This is a genomic window from Pseudomonas sp. PSB11, from assembly GCF_014596605.1.
Taxonomy (GTDB): domain Bacteria; phylum Pseudomonadota; class Gammaproteobacteria; order Pseudomonadales; family Pseudomonadaceae; genus Aquipseudomonas; species Aquipseudomonas umsongensis.
In genome coordinates, this window is sequence record NZ_NOIO01000009.1 from 118,011 (window position 1) to 135,940 (window position 17,930).

The window sequence follows — 17,930 nt, forward strand, 5'->3', positions numbered from 1 at the left end:
ATCCAAAAGAAAAAAACGTAACATTTGCATCCCCCTTGAGTGATGACGTGTAGAAAGTCATGTCGCAGTTCACTCGCAGGATCCCACCCGCAACAACGCCTCAGGGCCGCGGAACATCTTTGTCCATCTATCAGAGTCTCCTGCCCGATGCCCTTGCTCGAAACCCCGTTCGCCCAGCTCGACCTGATCCGCCAGCCCGAACAGCAAAACGAACCACTGCAAGCCTTTGATGCTGCAGATGAGTACCTGCTCAATCACCTGGCTGAACAACTGCCCACGGCGACTACGCGGGTGCTCGTGCTGAACGACAGTTTTGGTGCATTGGCCGTCAGCCTGGCAGGCAAGGTCAATGTGACCAGCAGCGGCGATTCGTTCCTGGCCTTGCAGGGCCTGGAAAAGAACCTGGCCCGTAATGGCCAGGCGTTTGACGCTGTGCCTCACGTACCGGCCAGCGAACCTTTCACCGGGCCATTCGACAGGGTCCTGCTCCGGGTGCCGAAGACCCTGGCATTACTGGAAGAACAACTGATCCGCCTGCAAGGCCAATTGGCTCCGGGCGCCCAGGTGATTGCCGGGGCAATGATCAAGCACCTGCCGCGCGCAGCCGGTGATCTGCTCGAACGCTACATCGGCCCGGTGCAAGCTTCGCTGGCGGTAAAGAAAGCCCGTCTGCTGATCGCCACGTCTCAAGCCAAAGCCACCGTCGTATCCCCCTACCCGACCCGCTATCGACTCGATGAGCCTGCGATCGAACTGATCAATCATGCCAACGTGTTCTGCCGTGAAGGCCTGGACATCGGCACGCGAGCCTTCTTGCCGCATTTGCCGAAGAACCTCGGCAGCGCAAGGGTCGCCGATCTCGGTTGCGGTAACGGCGTGCTAGCCATCGCCAGTGCCCTGCAAAACCCGCAAGCGCACTACACGCTGGTAGACGAATCCTTCATGGCAGTGCAATCGGCCGCCGAAAACTGGCGCGCCACGCTGGGTGAGCGGGAAGTGATCGTGCGGGCTGGCGATGGCCTGGCGGGGCAGGAGCCCCAGTCGCTGGATGTGGTGCTGTGCAATCCACCGTTCCACCAACAACAGGTCGTCGGCGACTTCCTCGCCTGGCGGATGTTCCAGCAGGCCCGGGAGGCGCTGGTGGTGGGCGGAGCGCTGTACATCGTCGGCAACCGTCATTTGGGCTATCACAGCAAATTGGCGCGGTTGTTCCGCGGGGTCGAGCAAGTGGCAGCCACCCCGAAATTCGTGATCCTCAAGGCGCGCAAATAACGCGCAAGAAAAACCCTCCAGCTCGGGAGGGTTTAATTGCGAACCTGGAGGCTGCGCGATGGGATGTCGATTGTTTCAGTGAGTGCTAAGGCCTGCGGCGTTCATGAACATCCGCATCAGGCTGGCCACAATGAACAGCGCACCGACGCTGCCAGCCCAGATCATGGCCAACCAGCCGAGCCGCTGCCACAGCGGTTTTTTTTCGGCTTGCTCAATGTCGCGCAGGGAATGTTTACCGGTCATTGCTGCGATCTCCTTGCGATCGATGGCGCCGTGGCCGACGCCAACGCGGGTGCGTGACTAGTGGTATCCGTCTTCATGGGTAACCTTGCCGCGGAACACGTAATAGCTCCAGAAGGTGTAACCCAGGATGAACGGGATGATGAACAACGTGCCCACCAGCATGAAGCCTTGGCTTTGCGGTGGTGCCGCAGCGTCCCAGATGGAGATCGACGGCGGCACGATGTTCGGCCACAGGCTGATCCCCAGGCCGCTGTAGCCGAGAAAGATCAGCACCAGTGTCAGCAGGAATGGCGTGTAGTGCGCGTTGCGGGCCACGGCACGGATCAGGCCATAAAGCGTCACCAGTACCAGGATCGGCACGGGCAGGAACCAGAACAGGTTGGGCAAGGTAAACCAGCGGGCAGCGATCTCGGCGTGGGCCAGAGGGGTCCAGATGCTGACGATACCGATCACCGCCAACAACACGAACGCCAAGGGTCGCGCCAAGTCGTGCATCTGTTCCTGCAACTTGCCCTCTGTCTTCATGATCAGCCAGGTACAACCCAGTAGCGCATACGCCACCACCAGTGCAGCGCCGCAAAACAGGGTGAAGGGTGTCAGCCAATCCAGCGAGCCGCCGGCAAACTGCCGGTTTACCACCGGCAAGCCATCGATGAATGCCCCCAGTGCAACACCCTGGAAGAACGTTGCGGCAATCGAGCCACCGATGAACGCCTTGTCCCACAGGTGACGCTTGTCATCCTTGGCCTTGAAGCGAAACTCGAACGCCACGCCGCGGAAAATCAGCCCGATCAGCATGAAAATCAGCGGTAGATACAATGCTGAGAGCACCACCGAATAGGCCAGCGGGAAAGCCCCGAACAATGCCGCACCACCCAGTACCAGCCAGGTTTCGTTGCCGTCCCAGACCGGGGCCACGGTGTTCATCATAACGTCGCGGTCGGTCTTGCCGGGTATGAACGGAAAGAGAATGCCGATGCCCAGGTCAAATCCATCCATGACCACGTACATCATGATGCCGAAGATGATGATCACGGCCCAGATCAGCGGAAGATCAATACCCATGATTCAAATCTCCTTGGTCACGATGGGGTCGGCGTCGACTTGCTCGTCGTCGGCTGCGGACAAAGGTCGGGCGGGTGTGCGTTTCTTGCCGGGGCCACCTTCAGTGGTTTCCTTGCCTTCGTCGATCTTCGGCCCCTTGCGCACCAGGCGCATCATGTAGCCGAGGCCGGCACCGAACAGGGCGAAATACACCACGACGAACAGGATCAGGGTGATGCTCATCTGCATCACGCTATGGTTTGACGACGCATCCGCCGTGCGCATCAATCCGTAGACGACCCAAGGCTGACGGCCGATTTCAGTGGTGAACCAGCCCGCGAGGATCGCAATCAGGCCGGACGGCCCCATCCACAACGCCAGGTAAAGGAACGGCCGCGAGGTGTAGAGCGTGTCGCGTTTACGCAACCACAGGCTCCACAGACCGGTGAAGATCATCAGGAACCCCAGGCCGACCATGATCCGGAACGACCAGAACACGATGGTCGAATTCGGTCGGTCCTCGGGTGGAAACTCCTTGAGCGCCGGCACCTGCTTGTCCAGCGAGTGAGTCAGGATCAGGCTGCCCAGGTACGGAATCTCGACGGCGAACTTGGTTTTCTCCTCTTTCATGTCCGGCCAGCCGAACAGGATCAGCGGAGTCGCCTCGTTTCCGTGGTTCTCCCAGTGCCCCTCGATCGCAGCGATTTTTGCCGGCTGATGTTTCAGTGTGTTGAGACCATGGAAGTCCCCTATAACGGCCTGGATCGGCGCGACGATCAGTGCCATCCACATCGCCATGGACAGCATCTTGCGGATTGCCGGGTTGTCCTTGCCGCGCAACAGGTGCCAGGCCGCCGAGGAGCCGACGAAGAATGCTGTCGCAACGAAGGCCGCCGTGGCCATGTGCATCAGGCGATAAGGGAAAGACGGGTTGAAGATCACCGCCAGCCAGTCGGTCGGAATGACCTGGCCATTGACGATTTCAAAGCCCTGCGGGGTCTGCATCCAGCTGTTGGAGGCGAGGATCCAGAAGGTCGAGATCAGCGTGCCGATGGCAACCATGACCGTGGCGAAGAAGTGCAAGCCGCGCCCGACCTTGTTCCAGCCGAACAGCATGACGCCGAGGAATCCGGCTTCGAGGAAGAAAGCCGTAAGCACTTCATAGGTCAGCAGCGGCCCGGTCACCGAGCCGGCGAAGTCCGAGAAACGGCTCCAGTTGGTGCCGAACTGATAGGCCATGACCAGTCCCGAGACCACACCCATGCCGAAATTGACGGCAAAGATCTTCGACCAGAAATGGTAGAGGTCGCGGTAGGTGTCGTTATGGGTTTTCAGCCACAAGCCTTCGAGTACCGCCAGGTAACTCGCCAGGCCGATGGTGATGGCTGGGAACAGGATGTGGAACGAGATAGTGAACGCGAACTGAATTCGGGCGAGATCAAGTGCCTCTAAACCGAACATAAGTCTTCCTCTGTCAGGTAGTACGGCTGCGGGCTCGAAGCCTGCACCCACGGCCCCCACGGATATGGAGTGTGGCGAATCTCTATTTGTTCTTTTTTTGCACGCATCACAACGCAGGGAGTCTGGCCAACCGGCCGCCGGATCAATTCCTTTTGTGGGTTTTGATCTGGATCAAGCAACGATGAAAGAGTAGTCCCATTTGCGAGGTTGACCCGCGTGGTCTTTTGCCGCGTGACAAGTTGCCTCACGGCTTCAGAAACAGATTGAAATGAATGTCCAAGGAGCCGTTGGCAAACGGCTGGCGAAATCGATGCTTGGCTAACGAATTTTTTTCCCATGGCAACTTCCTGTTACAGCTTGGTGATAACCTCGCCTTTTCCCTTCCAAGACTTGCCTTCAAATGCCGAGCCAAGAGCCCTTGCTGTTACGTCGCCATCGCCCTTTCATCGCCTTCTGGCTAGCCCGGGTCTTTACCGCCAGCGGCTTTCAGATGCTCACCGTGGCCATTGGCTGGAACCTCTACCAACTGACCGGCAACGTACTTGACCTGGGCCTGGTCGGGCTCGTGGAGTTCGCACCGCGGGTGCTATTCATGCTGCACACCGGGCATGTCGCCGATCGCTACGATCGACGCAAGGTCGCGGCCATCTGCCAGTCGCTGCAAGCGCTGATCGCCCTGTCACTGGCGATCGGCAGCGCTACCGACCATGTCACCCGGGAAATGATCTTCATCCTCGCGTTCCTGCTCGGCGCCGCACGTTCCTTCGAAATGCCGACCACTCAAGCCTTGCTGCCAAGCATCGTGCCCAGTGCACTGTTCCCCCGCGCCGTGGCCGCCGCGCAATCGGCCCAGCAATCGGCAACCATCGTCGCCCCGGCACTCGGTGGTTTGCTCTACGCCTTCGGCAGCGTCTGGGTGTACGGCCCGACGGTGATCCTGTACATCATTGCCTGCGCGCTGATGCTCAACCTGCCCGCCCGGCAAACGCCCCTGAACAAGGGCAAGGCCACTTTGGACTCACTGTTGGCAGGTATCCGTTTCATCCGCAGTCGCCCGGACATTCTCGGGGCCATTTCCCTTGACCTGTTCGCGGTCCTGCTGGGAGGTGCGACCGCGTTGCTGCCGGTGTTTGCCAAGGACATTCTGTTGACCGGGCCCTGGGGGTTGGGCCTGTTGCGATCGGCACCGGCGGTGGGCGCGTTGCTGATGTCGCTGTTGCTGGCGCGGTTTGCGGTGGAACGCAATGTCGGGCGGGTAATGTTCACCGCTGTGGGCGTGTTCGGCGTGGCGACGATCGCCTTCGGCCTGTCGACCTCGTTCTGGTTTTCCCTCGCCGTCCTGGTGGTGCTGGGCGCCGCCGACATGATCAGCATGGTGATCCGCGCATCCTTCGTGCAACTGGAAACCCCAGACGAAATGCGCGGCCGGGTGAGCGCCGTGAATGGCCTGTTCATCGGCGCTTCAAACCAGTTGGGCGAATTCGAATCCGGCCTGACCGCCCACTGGTTCGGCACCGTGCCGGCAGTGGTCATGGGCGGTATCGGTACGTTGGTGGTGACAGGGACCTGGATCAAGCTATTCCCGACCCTGGCCAACCGCGACCGGATGCATGTTCCGGTGGAAGAGGTGAAGGCCTGAGGCTCTTTACACCAACAACTCCCCCGCCACCATCGCCCGCGTGGCTTTGCCGCACAGCTGCTCCACCAGCGTCAGGGCAAATGCCAAAGCGCCACCCGAGCCTTGGGCTGTGATGCAGTTGCCGTCGACCACCACCGGTTGATCGACGAAGGTGCAACCCGAGAGTTGATGGCTGGCCGACGGCAGGCATGTCATGCGTCGCTGGCGCATCACGCCGAAGGTTTGCAGTACTGCCGCAGGCGCTTCGGCAATACCGGCGAACAGGCGCCCCGCCGCGGCCTGGTCCTTGATCAGTTGTTGCAGGGGTTGATGGGCGCTCAGATGATGCGCCCCTACGGCACCGCCAGGCAGGACGATCAGGTCGAACGGCTGGGCCAGCAAATCCACCAGCATCGCATCGCACGTCAAACGCGTGCCTCTTGCACAGGTGAGCATGCGCCGCCCCTCGATGCTGGCGACCACCACCTCGACCTTGGCGCGGCGCAATACATCGATCAAGGTCACTGTCTGCAGGTCATCAGCGCCCTCGGCGAGGGTAATCAAGGCTCGAAAAGTCATGGGAACAATCCACGGAATGGTTCTTAAAGCGTAGTCAGCTTTCCTGACACTTGTTCGGGCCCCTGTCGTTACTTGATGTAAAGCTGGGTCGACATTGTGTTGCCCGGTGCGTTGATCGAGGTGTTGCTGAAGGTGAACGTACCCTCCTGCTTACCCGCCAGATTGAAAATGTACAGGTTGCCGACGACCTTGGTCCTTTGCGAGCAGTCGGTCAGGTTGCCGTTGTCATAGGCACAGACCGGTGTGCGGGTTCCATCCACTTCGAAACCATCCAGCGCGACGTGGGGCTGGCTGCGCCCGTAGCCCACTTCCAGTACGTAGATCCTGATGTTCGGGCCCGCGTGGTTGCAGCGGGTCTGTGCCTGCCCTTTGTCAATCGTCTCAAAACCACAGACTGGCGACTCGACCTTAAGCACCTTCACCTCGGTCAACGGCGGCGCCGATGCCGCTGTCGCGGGGTGTGCCACCAGCGACAACACCAGCAAGACACCGGACATGATTTCCAGACGTTTTGTCATCCCGTTACCACCACAAAAAACCAGCGCGCAGTATGGCTGGTTTGGATTAAACGCAAAACATCGACGACGATCACCGCCATAAGCAGCCATAACCCCAAGCTGCTGGTATGATGCGCGGCTTTTTCCGGCCCACAGTAATTTCCCAGGCGCGTTCAGCGGTCTGTGCTTTGCTGTTGAGGTCGATACATTCACGGCGCCGGGCGCGCCACGGGGAGCAGACATGCTGGAAAGGCTGTTTCAACTCAAGGCACACAACACCAACGTGCGGACCGAGATTCTGGCGGGCGTCACGACCTTTTTGGCCATGGCCTACATTCTATTCGTCAACCCGAGCATCCTCGGCGAGACTGGCATGGACAAGGGCGCGGTGTTCGTCGCCACCTGTCTGGCCGCAGCCATCGGCTCCACAACCATGGGCCTGATCGCCAATTACCCGATCGCACTCGCACCGGGCATGGGCCTGAACGCCTTTTTCACCTACACCGTGGTCCTGCACATGGGCCATACCTGGCAAGTGGCGCTGGGGGCGGTGTTCATCTCGGCCGTGTGTTTCTTCCTGCTGTCGATCTTCCGCATCCGGGAATGGATCATCAACAGTATCCCGCTGCCTTTGCGCTCGGCCATTGCCGCCGGTATCGGCCTGTTCCTGGCGCTTATCGCCCTGCACAACGCCGGCATCGTCGTCAGCAACCCGGCGACCATGGTCGGCCTTGGCGACCTGAAACAACCGGCACCGATCCTCGCCACCCTCGGCTTCGCCCTCATCGTTGCCCTTGAAGCCCTCGCGGTGCGTGGCGCAGTGCTGATCGGCATTCTGGTAGTGACCATTGTGTCCATCGTGATGGGCTTCACGCCGTTCGGCGGCGTGATGTCGATGCCGCCGTCGCTGGCTCCGACTTTCCTGCAACTGGACATCAAGGGCGCACTGGACATCGGTCTGGTCAGCGTGATCTTCGCCTTCCTGTTCGTCGACCTGTTCGACAACTCCGGCACCCTGATCGGCGTCGCCAAGCGCGCCGGGTTGATGGGCAAGGACGGCCACATGCCGAAAATGGGCCGCGCGCTGATCGCCGACAGTACCGCCGCGATGGCCGGCTCCCTGCTGGGCACCTCGACCACGACCAGTTACATTGAATCCGCTGCTGGCGTGAGTGCGGGTGGCCGCACTGGCCTGACTGCCGTCGTCGTGGCAATCCTGTTCCTGCTGGCGCTGTTCTTCTCGCCGCTGGCGGCCAGCGTTCCCGCGTTCGCCACGGCACCGGCACTGCTGTTCGTCGCCGTACTGATGACATCTGGCCTGGCCGAAATAGACTGGGACGACATCACCGTCGCCGCGCCGGTCGTCATCACCGCGCTGGCCATGCCGTTTACTTATTCCATTGCCAATGGCATCGCCTTCGGTTTCATTGCCTGGACCGCCATCAAGCTGATGTCCGGTCGGGGCCGTGAGCTGAATCCGGCGCTGGTGATCCTGTCGATTCTGTTCGTGATCAAGCTCGGTTGGTTCAACGCATGACTTTTGATTCCCAGGCCTACGCCGTCCAGCTCGAAGACAAGGTCACGCGCTTGCGTGACCTGCTGGCGCCATTCGATGCACCGGAGCCGGTCGTCTTCGACTCGCCGCTGCAGAATTTCCGCCTGCGCGCCGAGTTCCGCCTGTGGCGCGAAGCCGGTGAGCGTCACTACGCGATGTTTTCCCAGGAAGACAAGCGCACACCGATCCTGATCGAACAATTCCCGATCGCCAGCCAACGCATCAATCAGTTGATGCCGCAGCTCAAGGCCGCGTGGCAAGCCAGTGCCGCCCTGAGTCACAAGCTGTTTCAGGTGGAGTTCCTGACCACTCTGGCCGGCGATGCGATGATCACCCTGTGCTACCACCGCCCGCTGGACGAGCATTGGCACACAGCGGCCTCGAAACTGGCTGCCGAGCTCAACGTCAGCGTGATTGGCCGGTCGAAGGGCAAGCGCGAAGTCATTGGTCACGATTACGTCGTCGAGAAACTTGAAGTCGGCGGCCGCACCTTCAGCTATCGCCAGCCCGAAGGTGCCTTCACCCAGCCAAACGGCACCGTGAACCAGAAGATGCTCAACTGGGCATACGACGCGCTGGGTGATCGCGCGGACGATTTGCTGGAACTGTATTGCGGCAATGGCAACTTCACCCTGCCGCTCGCCACCCGCGTGCGCAAAGTGCTGGCGACCGAAATCAGCAAGACCTCGGTCAATGCGGCGCTGAGCAACCTCAGCGAAAACGCTGTGGATAACGTCACCCTGGTGCGCCTGTCTGCCGAAGAACTGACCGAAGCGCTGAATGAAGTGCGACCGTTCCGCCGCCTGCACGGCATCGACCTCAAGAGCTATGAGTTCGGCAGTGTCTTCGTCGACCCGCCCCGTGCCGGCATGGACCCGGACACCTGCGAGCTGACCCGACGCTTCGACAACATCCTGTACATTTCCTGCAACCCGCAAACCCTGGCGGACAACATCGCCCAACTGCACGACACCCACCGCATCACCCGATGCGCGATGTTCGACCAGTTCCCGTGGACGCATCACATGGAATCCGGGGTGTTGTTGACCCGCCGGTGATTGCCCCAGGTCACAAACAAATCAGCCGTCATCACGACGGCTTTTTTGTGCCTGTTCAAACGACGACATCGACCTTGCGTGGCCTGCGAAATCCTCTACGTCGAAACTATCGAACTCAGGGTAATTCGCCACGGGCAGCAAGACGCCGCTGCCATCTTCGAAGCTTACCGCCGGACAAGGGGCAAGGAAGGTAACGGCTGGACTAGCGCTCGGCAGCGCCCTGTACCCACAACAGCCCCGATAAAATCGTAAGCATTGCTGCCATCACACCCACAAAAAAGCCGTCGTTCAGACGGCCTTTTGTTTTTCGCTGTAATCATCCCGGCAGGTTTTTTCGATACTCAGTCGTGGTAATCCCCTTATACCCCCAGTTATCGGTATCGACTTCCTCGATCACGATGTGGGTCAGCTCCGGCGGCTTGCCGAGGACGCGCTGCAAGGTCTCGGTGATCTCGGCGATGACTTGGGCTTTCTGCTCCCGGGTTACGCCGTCACGGGTGATGCGTACGCTGACAAAAGGCATGCTGCTTCTCCTGCTCGCTGATTAAGTAAGGCTGACTGTATCTGCGTACGGGCATTTGATAAATACTGATTCACAGACTTCATCTGATCCCCGGTGTAATCAATCATGCAGCGACAATTCGACGATCTTCAACTGGGCAGCATCGAGCTGTTTTGCCTGGCTGCCGAAGCTGGCAGCTTCACCGCCGCAGCGCTGGTGGCAGGGGTCACGCCTGCCGCGGTGAGCCGATCGGTGTCGCGCATGGAAGAACGCCTGGGCGTGCGGCTGTTTGCGCGCACCACTCGCAGCGTCAACCTGACCGACAGTGGTCGGCGCTACTACGAAGAATGCCGCCAGGCATTGGCGCAACTGGTAGAAGCCCAGCGCGAAGTCATGGGCCAGCAACAGGTACCGTCAGGCACCCTTCGCATCAGTATACCGACCACCTATGCCCACCACCGTATCCTGCCGTTGCTACCTGCCTTTCGCGCGCGTTTTCCGGCGGTGAAGGTCGAGTCGCACATCAGTAACCGCAACATCGATTTCGTTGGTGAAGGCTATGACATGGCGATTCGCGTGCGCGCGATTCCCGATTCCGGCCTGATCGCCCGGCAACTGGAAGACGCCGCGCTGGTGATGATTGCCAGCCCTGAATACCTCAAGCGTGCCGGTACGCCGCAAACCCTCGAGGACCTGCAACAGCACGAATGCATTCAGTACGAACTGCCCAGCAGTGGCCGACGCATTGCCTGGTTGTTCAGCGACAACGGCGTGCAACGGGAGATTCTGGCCGATGGCAACTTCGTTTGTTCCGACGATGTGTTGGGTGGCGTCACCCTGGCGAAACATGGTGCAGGGTTGTTTCAGACCTATCGCTTTATCGTCGAGAAGGAATTGGCCGATGGCTCGCTGGTGGAAGTGCTCAAACCTTATGGGGGGCGTTCGCGGCCGTTTACCCTTCTCTACCCGCAAAGTCGCCACATGCCCCTGCGGTTACGGGCTTTCATTGATTTCCTGGTCGAGCATTTGCCTCGTTAAAAGATCGCAGCCTGGGGCGGCTCCTCCAGGGAACGGGTTTCAAATAGGGGAGCTACGGCAGGCTGCGATCTTTTCTGTCCGATCACCGCACACATTACGCCCACCAGCGGGCTGTCCAATTGACCATATTAACCATCTGGTACATTTTATCTCCACAGGCTGAAACGTCGGCCAATGCCAAAAATAATATGTGGAGAACACTGATGCCCCCTATCATTCTGGTACTCAACGGCCCGAATCTGAACCTGCTTGGCACCCGCGAACCGGCGACCTATGGCCATGAAACCCTGGCAGATGTTTCCGCGCTGTGCGGCCGAGCCGCCGAAGAGTTCGGCCTGGCGGTGGAGTTTCGCCAGACCAACCACGAAGGCGAACTGCTCGACTGGATTCATGCTGCCCGCGGCCGTTGTGCCGGGATCGTGATCAATCCCGCCGCCTGGACGCACACCTCGGTGGCGATCCGCGACGCACTGGTCGCCAGCGAACTGCCGGTGATCGAAGTGCACCTGTCCAACGTTCACGCCCGCGAGCCTTTCCGTCATCACTCCTTCGTCTCGGCCATTGCCACGGCGGTAATGGCTGGCTTCGGCAGCCATGGCTATCGCCTGGCCCTGGAGCATTTCAGCCAGCGTCTGAAGGGGCAAGCAGCATGAACCAACACCAAACGGTATTGGCCGGACTGATCGGTGCCGGTATCCAGGCGTCCCGTACCCCGGCGCTGCACGAGCACGAGGGCGATGCCCAGGGCATGCGTTATCTCTATCGACTGATCGACCTCGATCAGCTGCAACTCGACAGCAACGCCCTGCCCGACCTGTTGACGGCCGCCGAGCGCATGAACTTCACCGGCCTGAACATCACCTTTCCGTGCAAGCAGGCGATCATCCCGCTGCTCGACGAGTTATCGCCAGAAGCCCGGGGCATTGGCGCGGTGAACACCGTGGTGCTGAAGGACGGCAAGCGCATCGGCCACAACACCGATTGCCTGGGGTTTGCCGAAGGTTTTCGCCGTGGTTTGCAGGGCGTTGCCGTTGAGCGCGTCGTACAAATGGGCGCCGGCGGCGCTGGCGCGGCCGTGGCCCACGCGTTGCTGAGCGAAGGCGTACGACAACTGAGTATTTTCGATGTGGAAATCAGTCGCGCGCAGAGCCTGGCTGACAATCTCAACCAGCATTTCGGCAGTAACCGCGCAGTAGCCGGCCATGATTTGGCACTGACCCTGGCCGAGGCTGATGGCCTGGTCAATACCACGCCCATGGGCATGAAAAAACTGCCAGGCATGCCGGTGCCGGTCGAGTTGCTTCGGGCTCAATTGTGGGTGGCGGAGATTGTTTACTTCCCGCTGGAAACCGAACTGCTGCGCAATGCCCGCGCACTGGGTTGCCGTACGCTCGATGGCGGGAACATGGCCGTGTTCCAGGCGGTAAAGGCGTTCGAATTGTTCAGCGGCGTGGTGCCGGATGCGCAGCGGATGCTGGAACACTTTCAGAGCATGAATGGATGATGCAATTTGTAGGAGCCGGCTTGCCGGCGATGGCGATCATACAGACGCTATCGCCAGCAAGCCGGCTCCTACAAAGGAGATTCACCCAGCTTGATTACGCCTGCAGGTATCTCAGAACCGACTCGCAAATCATCTCCCGATGACGCTGCTTAATGCTTTCGTCCGGCAAGTCGATCTGGAAGATCTCGCCAAAGGTGTGGCGGTTCGACACGCGATAGAAGCAGAACGAACTGATCAGCAAATGCACATCCAGCGGATCGAGGCCGGTGCGGAACAACCCCTGTTCGGCACCACGACGCAGGATCTCGCCCAGTGAATCGAGGATGGTGTTGTTCATCGCCTTGATCGCATCGGAGCGTTTCACGAATTCGGCGTTGTGAATGTTCTCGATGCTGACGATACGCACGAAATCGACATTGCGATCATGGTGATCGAAGGTGAACTCCACCAGACGCCGAATCGCCTCCACCGGAGCCAACTCCGCCAGGTGCAGGCGATTTTCGGTGCTGCGGATATCGCCGTAGAGTTTCTCCAGCACCTCGACGTAGAGCTGTTCCTTACTGCCGAAGTAGTAATAGATCATGCGCTTTGACGTGTGGATGCGCTCGGCGATGGCATCGACGCGAGCCCCGGACAGCCCTTGCTGAACGAACTCGACTATCGCTTCTTGCAAAATGTTCTCCCGGGTTTTCTCCGGGTTGTTCTTGCGACTCTTGCGCGGCTCGGCAATCGGTTGATCAGTTGCTGCGGAGAGTTCTGAAGTCATTGTCATTGCGGGCTCACGGCCATCACTGCACAGGCTGGCGATTATGAGCCGCGCCGCACAGTGAAGGAAGCCGTGCGGCAGCGGTTTGTCGGCGTAGTTACGATTTTCCTACAACTTTGCCTGACGCACGGCACCGCTACGGGATTTGGCCATGGCCGCCAGGCGTACCGCCACGTTGGCCGCACCGTAACCGGCATAACCGTTCTTGCGCTGAATGATCTCGAAGAAAAAACGCCCCTCGAACGGCTCGGTGTACACGTGGAACAGTTCACCGCCCTGGGCATCACGGTCGTACAGCACGTTGTAATAGGCCAGTTCGCTAAGGAATTCGTCATCGAAATCGAAGCGTGCCGCCAGGTCATCGTAGTAGTTGAGCGGAATATCCAACAGCGGCACGCCTGCCGCTTTCGCCCGACTGACTTCGGCAAAGATGTCGTCGCAATCAAACGCGATGTGGTGCACGCCGGAACCGCGATAACTCGACAACGCGTGTGAAATGGCGGTGTTGCGGTTTTCGGAAATATTCAGCGGCAGACGGATCGAACTGTCGCGGCTGCGCAGGGCGCGGCTCTTCACCAGACCATAAGGATCGGGCAGCACCACTTCGTCGTCAGCCTCGAAGTCCAGCAGGCTCTTGTAGAACAGCACCCAACTGTCGAGGCTGTCGGCGGGCAGCGCCATGGCCATGTGGTCGATGCGCTTGAGGCCGCCGCTGCTCACCGCGGCCGGCTGCAGGTTGAAGTCGGTCCCATAGACATCGGCGTCTTGATCGACGAGGTAAATCAGGCTGCCATCCGGCGCGCGCACGGCGGCCAGTTCCAGTTCATTAGGGCCGACCAGTCCGCGATACGGCTGGCCTTTGTAGGCCACCGCCCGGGCCAGCGCGCTGGCACTGTCCTTGACTCGCACGGCAGTGGCGCACAGCGATGGTCCGTGCGCCTCGAAGAAACTGTGGCCGAACGAGTAAGGTTCCGAGTTGAGGATCAGGTTGATATCGCCCTGGCGCAGCAGGCTGACGCTCTTGGAGCGATGCTGCCCGGCCTTGACGAAACCCAGCCGCTCCAGCCAATGGGAGAGCTTGGCGCCGAGGCTTTCGTCCACGGCAAACTCGAGAAACTCAATGCCGTTGTATTCGCTGGCCTTCGGTGTCTCGAACAGGATGTCGGGGTTGGCGACAGGCTTGGCGTCCTGGGCCAGGCGTTCGCGGGTTTTCTCTTCCAGGTACAACAACGAGCGCAAACCGTCAGCGGCGTTGGCCCGTGGCGGTGCGGCGCGGAAACCGTCGTTGAAGATCTCCAGCGACAATGGCCCGGTGTAGCCACTCTTGATGATCGGCGCGAGGAAACCAGGCAAATCGAATTCACCCTGGCCCGGGAAGCAACGGAAATGCCGGCTCCACTCAAGCACATCCATGGCCAGGATCGGTGCATCGGCCATTTGCACGAAGAAAATCTTGTCGCCGGGAATCTCGGCGATAGCGCTCGGATCGCCCTTGAGCGACAGCGTATGGAAACTGTCGAGCAACACGCCGAGGCTCGGGTGATCGGCCTGACGGACGATGTTCCAGACTTGCTGGTAGGTGTTCACGTGACGGCCCCAAGCCAGCGCTTCGTAACCGATGCGCAGACCGTGCGCGCCAGCGCGTTCAGCCAGCAGACGCAAATCATCGACTAAAACCAGCTCATCACCGATGGAATCGGCCGAGGCGTTGCTGCACACCAGCACCAGGTCGGTGCCCAGCTCCTGCATCAGGTCGAACTTGCGCTCGGCCCGCTCCAGATTGCGTGACAAGCGATCACGGCGGCAGCCTTCGAAATCCCGAAACGGTTGAAACAGGGTAATGGCGATCCCGAGATCGGCACACATCTGTTTAATTTCCCGCGGGCTGCCGTCGTAGTAGAGAAGGTCGTTCTCGAAAATCTCGACGCCATCGAAACCGGCGGCGGCAATGGCTTCGAGTTTTTCCGGCAGGGTACCGCTCAAGGACACGGTGGCAATGGAACGCTGCATTTTTTCGACTCCCGGTGGTGGAGGCAATCTTGTTAGGGGCACTGCATACAATCCCTGTAGCAACCCGGCTTACCGGCGATGGCGATCTGGCGGATGCCACTGCCGGTAAGCCGGGCTCCTGCAAGGATCGCGTTTAGCTTTGAGTGAATTATTGGCTGCGAGATCTCACACAGCAATTTAAAGTGTACTACCCAGTTAGTTTTGCGTGCGATTATCGAACAAAATGGGCTTTAGCGAATTGACGATTTTTTGCTCAATGCGCAACATCAACACCACATTGAGTCCGGTCATCCACCGACGGCCTCAGTTACCAACGACCCTGAACACCACATAAAAATTTCAAAAACCGGGTATATGCTCATGCGCTCATTCAACGCCTCGTTCATTCGAACCACCGTCATTACGCCCTGCCTGGCGTCCATCCGAACCTTGCGCACCGCCGGCACTCCCGTGCCGCTCGCTGAATAAACCGTCAGCCGACGAAACCAGCCGATCAGTCCTGCGCCCATCGCCATCGATTGATCACGCGCCCTTGAAGTCCCGACGAGCCTTGCTTGTCAGTCATTGAACGGATGGCACATATGAATCCTGCACCTAGCTCACGCATGGCTCCGGCCATGACCGCTGCCTCTGGCGGCATCGGCGACAAAATCCGCGGCGCCATGGCTGTCGGCAAAACCCGTTGGGGCATGCTGGCGCTGGTGTTTTTTGCCACCACCTTGAACTACATCGACCGCGCCGCCCTCGGCGTCATGCAGCCCATCCTGGCCAAGGAAATGAGCTGGACGGCGATGGACTACGCCAACATCAACTTCTGGTTCCAGGTCGGCTACGCCATCGGTTTCGTGCTGCAAGGCCGCTTGATCGACCGGGTTGGCGTCAAGCGCGTGTTCTTCTGCGCCGTGCTGCTCTGGAGCCTGGCGACCGGCGCCCACGGCCTGGCCACTTCGGCGGTCGGCTTCATGGTCTGCCGCTTCATTCTCGGTCTGACCGAAGCCGCCAACTACCCGGCCTGTGTGAAAACCACCCGCCTTTGGTTCCCGGCTGGCGAGCGCGCCGTGGCCACCGGCATTTTCAACGCCGGTACCAACGTCGGTGCGATGTTCACTCCGATGCTGCTGCCGCTGATCCTCCATGTCTGGGGCTGGCAGGCTGCGTTCTTGTGCATGTCGGCACTGGGCGGGATCTGGCTGCTGTTCTGGGGCCTGAAGTACTTCAACCCGGAAGATCACCCCCGCGTAAAACAGTCGGAACTGGACTACATCCAGAATGAAGTGGAGCCGGAACAAGCCCGCGTGCCCTTCTCGAAAATCCTGCGCATGCGTGGCACCTGGGCCTTCGCCCTCGCCTACTCGATCACGGCGCCGGTGTTCTGGTTCTACCTGTATTGGCTGCCACCGTTCCTCAATCAGCAATACAACCTGGGCATCAACGTGACCCAGATGGGCATTCCGCTGATCATCATCTACCTCACCGCCGACTTCGGCAGTGTCGGCGGCGGGATCCTGTCCTCGTTCCTGATCGGTCGCGGCGTCAACCCGATCAAGGCGCGCCTGATGTCCATGTTCCTGTTCGCCTGCTGCATCATCGGCGTGATCATGGCCGCCGGCTCCAGCAATCTGTGGGTGGCGGTAGCCGCAATCTCCTTGGCCATCGGTGCGCACCAGGCCTGGACCGCGAACATCTGGAGCCTGGTGATGGACTACACGCCCAAGCACATGATGAGTACCGTATTCGGCTTCGGCGGCATGTGTGCGGCGATTGGCGGGATGTTCATGACCCAGTTGGTCGGCCACATCCTGACCATCACCAACAACAACTACACCGTGTTGTTCACCCTGATCCCGGCGATGTACTTCATCGCGCTGACCTGGATGTACTTCATGGCACCGCGCAAGATCCCGAAAGTAGAAGACTGATGTTCCCTCGGCGCAGGCCCGGATTCGGGCCTGCGCTTTTTTTGTGCCTGTTTTTTATGAATCCGTGTTCATCGCCAAGGAGGTGAAACCATGTCGCCAGGTCACTTGAGCATCGCCAAGCGCGCCACGATCAGCTTCGGCCTCATCGCCTTGCTGGTCCTGTTGCAAGGTTTGTTCGCCCTCAAGCAGGTCGCCGAAGTACGCGCCACCGGCCAGCACACCGAGAACGTCTCCCTGCCCAGCACCCGTTATCTGGGTGAAATTCGCGACTACGTCCTGAGCATTCGCGTGCTCAGCCTGCGCATGGCGCTCAATCGCGAGCCCAAGGTGCTCGACGCGACCGTCACACGCCTGCATCAAGTGCAGGGCTGGCTTGCCCTGGCACTGGAAAAGTTCACCCCGCTCGTAGGCGACTATAACCGGGTGCCGTACGAAAATTTCGTGGCGACGGTCACCCGCTACCGCGAGGCGCTGGCGCAATACGAACGCCTGTCGCAGGCAAACCGCCTTGACGAAATGACCGCACTGCTCAATGGCGAAATCCAGGACTACTCGACTCGCAGCGGCGACCAGTTCGCCGAACTGGTCGCGCTTACCGCCAACGAAGTCAGTCAGTCCGCCGCGCAAGCCGACACGCTCTATGGCCAGGTGAAGGACACGGTGATCGGGGCCTTGCTGGGCGTGTCGCTGCTGACCGTTCTGCTCGCCTGGCTGCTGATCCGCAGTATCGTGGTGCCCATCCGCCAGGCGGTGATAGTGGCCGAGCAAGTGGCGGCCGGCGATCTCGGCACACCGATACACAGCCACGGTGGCGATGAAACCGCGCGCCTGCTCACCGCCCTGTCGATCATGCAGACCAGCCTG

16 protein-coding genes and 1 pseudogene are annotated in these 17,930 nt (G+C 59.9%); 9 read left to right on the plus strand and 8 right to left on the minus strand.

Annotated features, from left to right (window positions below; all coding sequences use genetic code 11):
• Positions 1 to 147 precede the first annotated feature (147 nt).
• Entirely contained in the window at positions 148 to 1,272 is a 1,125-nt protein-coding gene (locus CGA21_RS13540) for a methyltransferase (RefSeq protein WP_188264343.1), read from the plus strand.
• A gap of 75 nt (positions 1,273 to 1,347) precedes the next feature.
• Here CGA21_RS13540 and CGA21_RS13545 read toward each other — a convergent pair whose 3' ends face one another.
• From CGA21_RS13545 to CGA21_RS13555, 3 genes are read right to left on the minus strand one after another with little or no spacing between them, the layout of a single operon-like run.
• Positions 1,348 to 1,515, minus strand: coding sequence for a DUF2474 domain-containing protein (locus tag CGA21_RS13545; protein WP_110751002.1), 168 nt, complete (start codon positions 1,513 to 1,515; stop codon positions 1,348 to 1,350).
• 57 nt (positions 1,516 to 1,572) lie between these two features.
• On the minus strand, positions 1,573 to 2,580 hold the full coding sequence (gene cydB, locus CGA21_RS13550; RefSeq protein WP_110751000.1) for a cytochrome d ubiquinol oxidase subunit II: 1,008 nt from the start codon (positions 2,578 to 2,580) through the stop codon (positions 1,573 to 1,575).
• 3 nt (positions 2,581 to 2,583) lie between these two features.
• Entirely contained in the window at positions 2,584 to 4,020 is a 1,437-nt protein-coding gene (locus tag CGA21_RS13555; protein WP_110750998.1) for a cytochrome ubiquinol oxidase subunit I, read from the minus strand.
• A 400-nt stretch (positions 4,021 to 4,420) separates the two neighbouring features.
• Here CGA21_RS13555 and CGA21_RS13560 point away from each other — a divergent pair, with 400 nt between their 5' ends.
• On the plus strand, positions 4,421 to 5,659 hold the full coding sequence (locus tag CGA21_RS13560; RefSeq protein ID WP_188264344.1) for an MFS transporter: 1,239 nt from the start codon (positions 4,421 to 4,423) through the stop codon (positions 5,657 to 5,659).
• Positions 5,660 to 5,665: 6 nt separating this feature from the next.
• On the opposite strand, the gene CGA21_RS13565 is transcribed toward CGA21_RS13560, so the two are convergent.
• Positions 5,666 to 6,217, minus strand: a complete 552-nt coding sequence (locus tag CGA21_RS13565; RefSeq protein WP_188264345.1) for a DJ-1 family glyoxalase III — start codon at positions 6,215 to 6,217, stop codon at positions 5,666 to 5,668.
• A gap of 68 nt (positions 6,218 to 6,285) precedes the next feature.
• A complete protein-coding gene (locus tag CGA21_RS13570; protein WP_110750992.1) occupies positions 6,286 to 6,735 on the minus strand; it encodes a DUF4879 domain-containing protein in 450 nt (149 codons plus the stop codon).
• 220 nt (positions 6,736 to 6,955) lie between these two features.
• Between CGA21_RS13570 and CGA21_RS13575 the strand changes: the two genes are divergently transcribed.
• The gene (locus tag CGA21_RS13575) at positions 6,956 to 8,251 is read left to right on the plus strand and encodes an NCS2 family permease (protein ID WP_110750990.1); all 1,296 of its coding nucleotides are present in this window, start codon (positions 6,956 to 6,958) and stop codon (positions 8,249 to 8,251) included.
• Positions 8,248 to 9,327, plus strand: a complete 1,080-nt coding sequence (gene trmA / locus CGA21_RS13580; protein WP_110750988.1) for a tRNA (uridine(54)-C5)-methyltransferase TrmA — start codon at positions 8,248 to 8,250, stop codon at positions 9,325 to 9,327. The genes CGA21_RS13575 and trmA overlap by 4 nt, the downstream gene beginning before the upstream one ends.
• Positions 9,328 to 9,643: 316 nt before the next feature.
• On the opposite strand, the gene CGA21_RS13585 is transcribed toward trmA, so the two are convergent.
• The gene (locus CGA21_RS13585) at positions 9,644 to 9,850 is read right to left on the minus strand and encodes a tautomerase family protein (protein ID WP_008066080.1); all 207 of its coding nucleotides are present in this window, start codon (positions 9,848 to 9,850) and stop codon (positions 9,644 to 9,646) included.
• A gap of 105 nt (positions 9,851 to 9,955) precedes the next feature.
• Here CGA21_RS13585 and CGA21_RS13590 point away from each other — a divergent pair, with 105 nt between their 5' ends.
• From CGA21_RS13590 to CGA21_RS13600, 3 genes are all read left to right on the plus strand, one after another.
• Positions 9,956 to 10,867, plus strand: a complete 912-nt coding sequence (locus CGA21_RS13590; RefSeq protein ID WP_188264346.1) for a LysR family transcriptional regulator — start codon at positions 9,956 to 9,958, stop codon at positions 10,865 to 10,867.
• Between the two features lie 203 nt (positions 10,868 to 11,070).
• On the plus strand, positions 11,071 to 11,520 hold the full coding sequence (gene aroQ, locus CGA21_RS13595) for a type II 3-dehydroquinate dehydratase (RefSeq protein WP_008066078.1): 450 nt from the start codon (positions 11,071 to 11,073) through the stop codon (positions 11,518 to 11,520).
• Complete coding sequence (locus CGA21_RS13600) at positions 11,517 to 12,371, plus strand: shikimate dehydrogenase (protein WP_110750985.1); 855 nt, start codon at positions 11,517 to 11,519, stop codon at positions 12,369 to 12,371. Before aroQ ends, CGA21_RS13600 begins: the two co-directional genes overlap by 4 nt.
• Positions 12,372 to 12,465: 94 nt before the next feature.
• On the opposite strand, the gene CGA21_RS13605 is transcribed toward CGA21_RS13600, so the two are convergent.
• Positions 12,466 to 13,143, minus strand: a complete 678-nt coding sequence (locus CGA21_RS13605; RefSeq protein WP_110750983.1) for a TetR family transcriptional regulator — start codon at positions 13,141 to 13,143, stop codon at positions 12,466 to 12,468.
• Positions 13,144 to 13,245: 102 nt separating this feature from the next.
• On the minus strand, positions 13,246 to 15,147 hold the full coding sequence (gene quiC / locus CGA21_RS13610) for a 3-dehydroshikimate dehydratase QuiC (protein WP_188264347.1): 1,902 nt from the start codon (positions 15,145 to 15,147) through the stop codon (positions 13,246 to 13,248).
• A gap of 581 nt (positions 15,148 to 15,728) precedes the next feature.
• On the opposite strand from quiC, the gene CGA21_RS13615 reads away from it, so the two are divergent.
• Together CGA21_RS13615 and CGA21_RS30385 are read left to right on the plus strand one after the other, a co-directional pair.
• Positions 15,729 to 17,066 carry an MFS transporter gene (locus CGA21_RS13615; RefSeq protein ID WP_110750977.1) on the plus strand — a complete coding sequence of 446 codons (1,338 nt, stop codon included), beginning with the start codon at positions 15,729 to 15,731 and terminating at the stop codon, positions 17,064 to 17,066.
• Between the two features lie 90 nt (positions 17,067 to 17,156).
• Positions 17,157 to 17,924 (plus strand): annotated as a pseudogene (locus CGA21_RS30385) (MCP four helix bundle domain-containing protein); the annotation flags it as partial.
• Between the last annotated feature and the right edge of the window lie 6 nt (positions 17,925 to 17,930).

Excerpts from the sequence above, each read along its gene's own strand:
- CGA21_RS13615 (WP_110750977.1), top strand. The coding sequence starts at position 15,729 with ATGAATCCTGCACCTAGCTCACGCATGGCTCCGGCCATGACCGCTGCC.
- CGA21_RS13540 (WP_188264343.1), top strand. The coding sequence starts at position 148 with ATGCCCTTGCTCGAAACCCCGTTCGCCCAGCTCGACCTGATCCGCCAG.
- CGA21_RS13600 (WP_110750985.1), top strand. The coding sequence starts at position 11,517 with ATGAACCAACACCAAACGGTATTGGCCGGACTGATCGGTGCCGGTATC.
- CGA21_RS13605 (WP_110750983.1), bottom strand. The coding sequence starts at position 13,143 with ATGACAATGACTTCAGAACTCTCCGCAGCAACTGATCAACCGATTGCC.
- CGA21_RS13575 (WP_110750990.1), top strand. The coding sequence starts at position 6,956 with ATGCTGGAAAGGCTGTTTCAACTCAAGGCACACAACACCAACGTGCGG.
- cydB (WP_110751000.1), bottom strand. The coding sequence starts at position 2,580 with ATGGGTATTGATCTTCCGCTGATCTGGGCCGTGATCATCATCTTCGGC.
- CGA21_RS13560 (WP_188264344.1), top strand. The coding sequence starts at position 4,421 with ATGCCGAGCCAAGAGCCCTTGCTGTTACGTCGCCATCGCCCTTTCATC.
- CGA21_RS13565 (WP_188264345.1), bottom strand. The coding sequence starts at position 6,217 with ATGACTTTTCGAGCCTTGATTACCCTCGCCGAGGGCGCTGATGACCTG.
- quiC (WP_188264347.1), bottom strand. The coding sequence starts at position 15,147 with ATGCAGCGTTCCATTGCCACCGTGTCCTTGAGCGGTACCCTGCCGGAA.
- CGA21_RS13555 (WP_110750998.1), bottom strand. The coding sequence starts at position 4,020 with ATGTTCGGTTTAGAGGCACTTGATCTCGCCCGAATTCAGTTCGCGTTC.
- trmA (WP_110750988.1), top strand. The coding sequence starts at position 8,248 with ATGACTTTTGATTCCCAGGCCTACGCCGTCCAGCTCGAAGACAAGGTC.
- aroQ (WP_008066078.1), top strand. The coding sequence starts at position 11,071 with ATGCCCCCTATCATTCTGGTACTCAACGGCCCGAATCTGAACCTGCTT.
- CGA21_RS13590 (WP_188264346.1), top strand. The coding sequence starts at position 9,956 with ATGCAGCGACAATTCGACGATCTTCAACTGGGCAGCATCGAGCTGTTT.
- CGA21_RS13570 (WP_110750992.1), bottom strand. The coding sequence starts at position 6,735 with ATGACAAAACGTCTGGAAATCATGTCCGGTGTCTTGCTGGTGTTGTCG.
- CGA21_RS13545 (WP_110751002.1), bottom strand. The coding sequence starts at position 1,515 with ATGACCGGTAAACATTCCCTGCGCGACATTGAGCAAGCCGAAAAAAAA.
- CGA21_RS13585 (WP_008066080.1), bottom strand. The coding sequence starts at position 9,850 with ATGCCTTTTGTCAGCGTACGCATCACCCGTGACGGCGTAACCCGGGAG.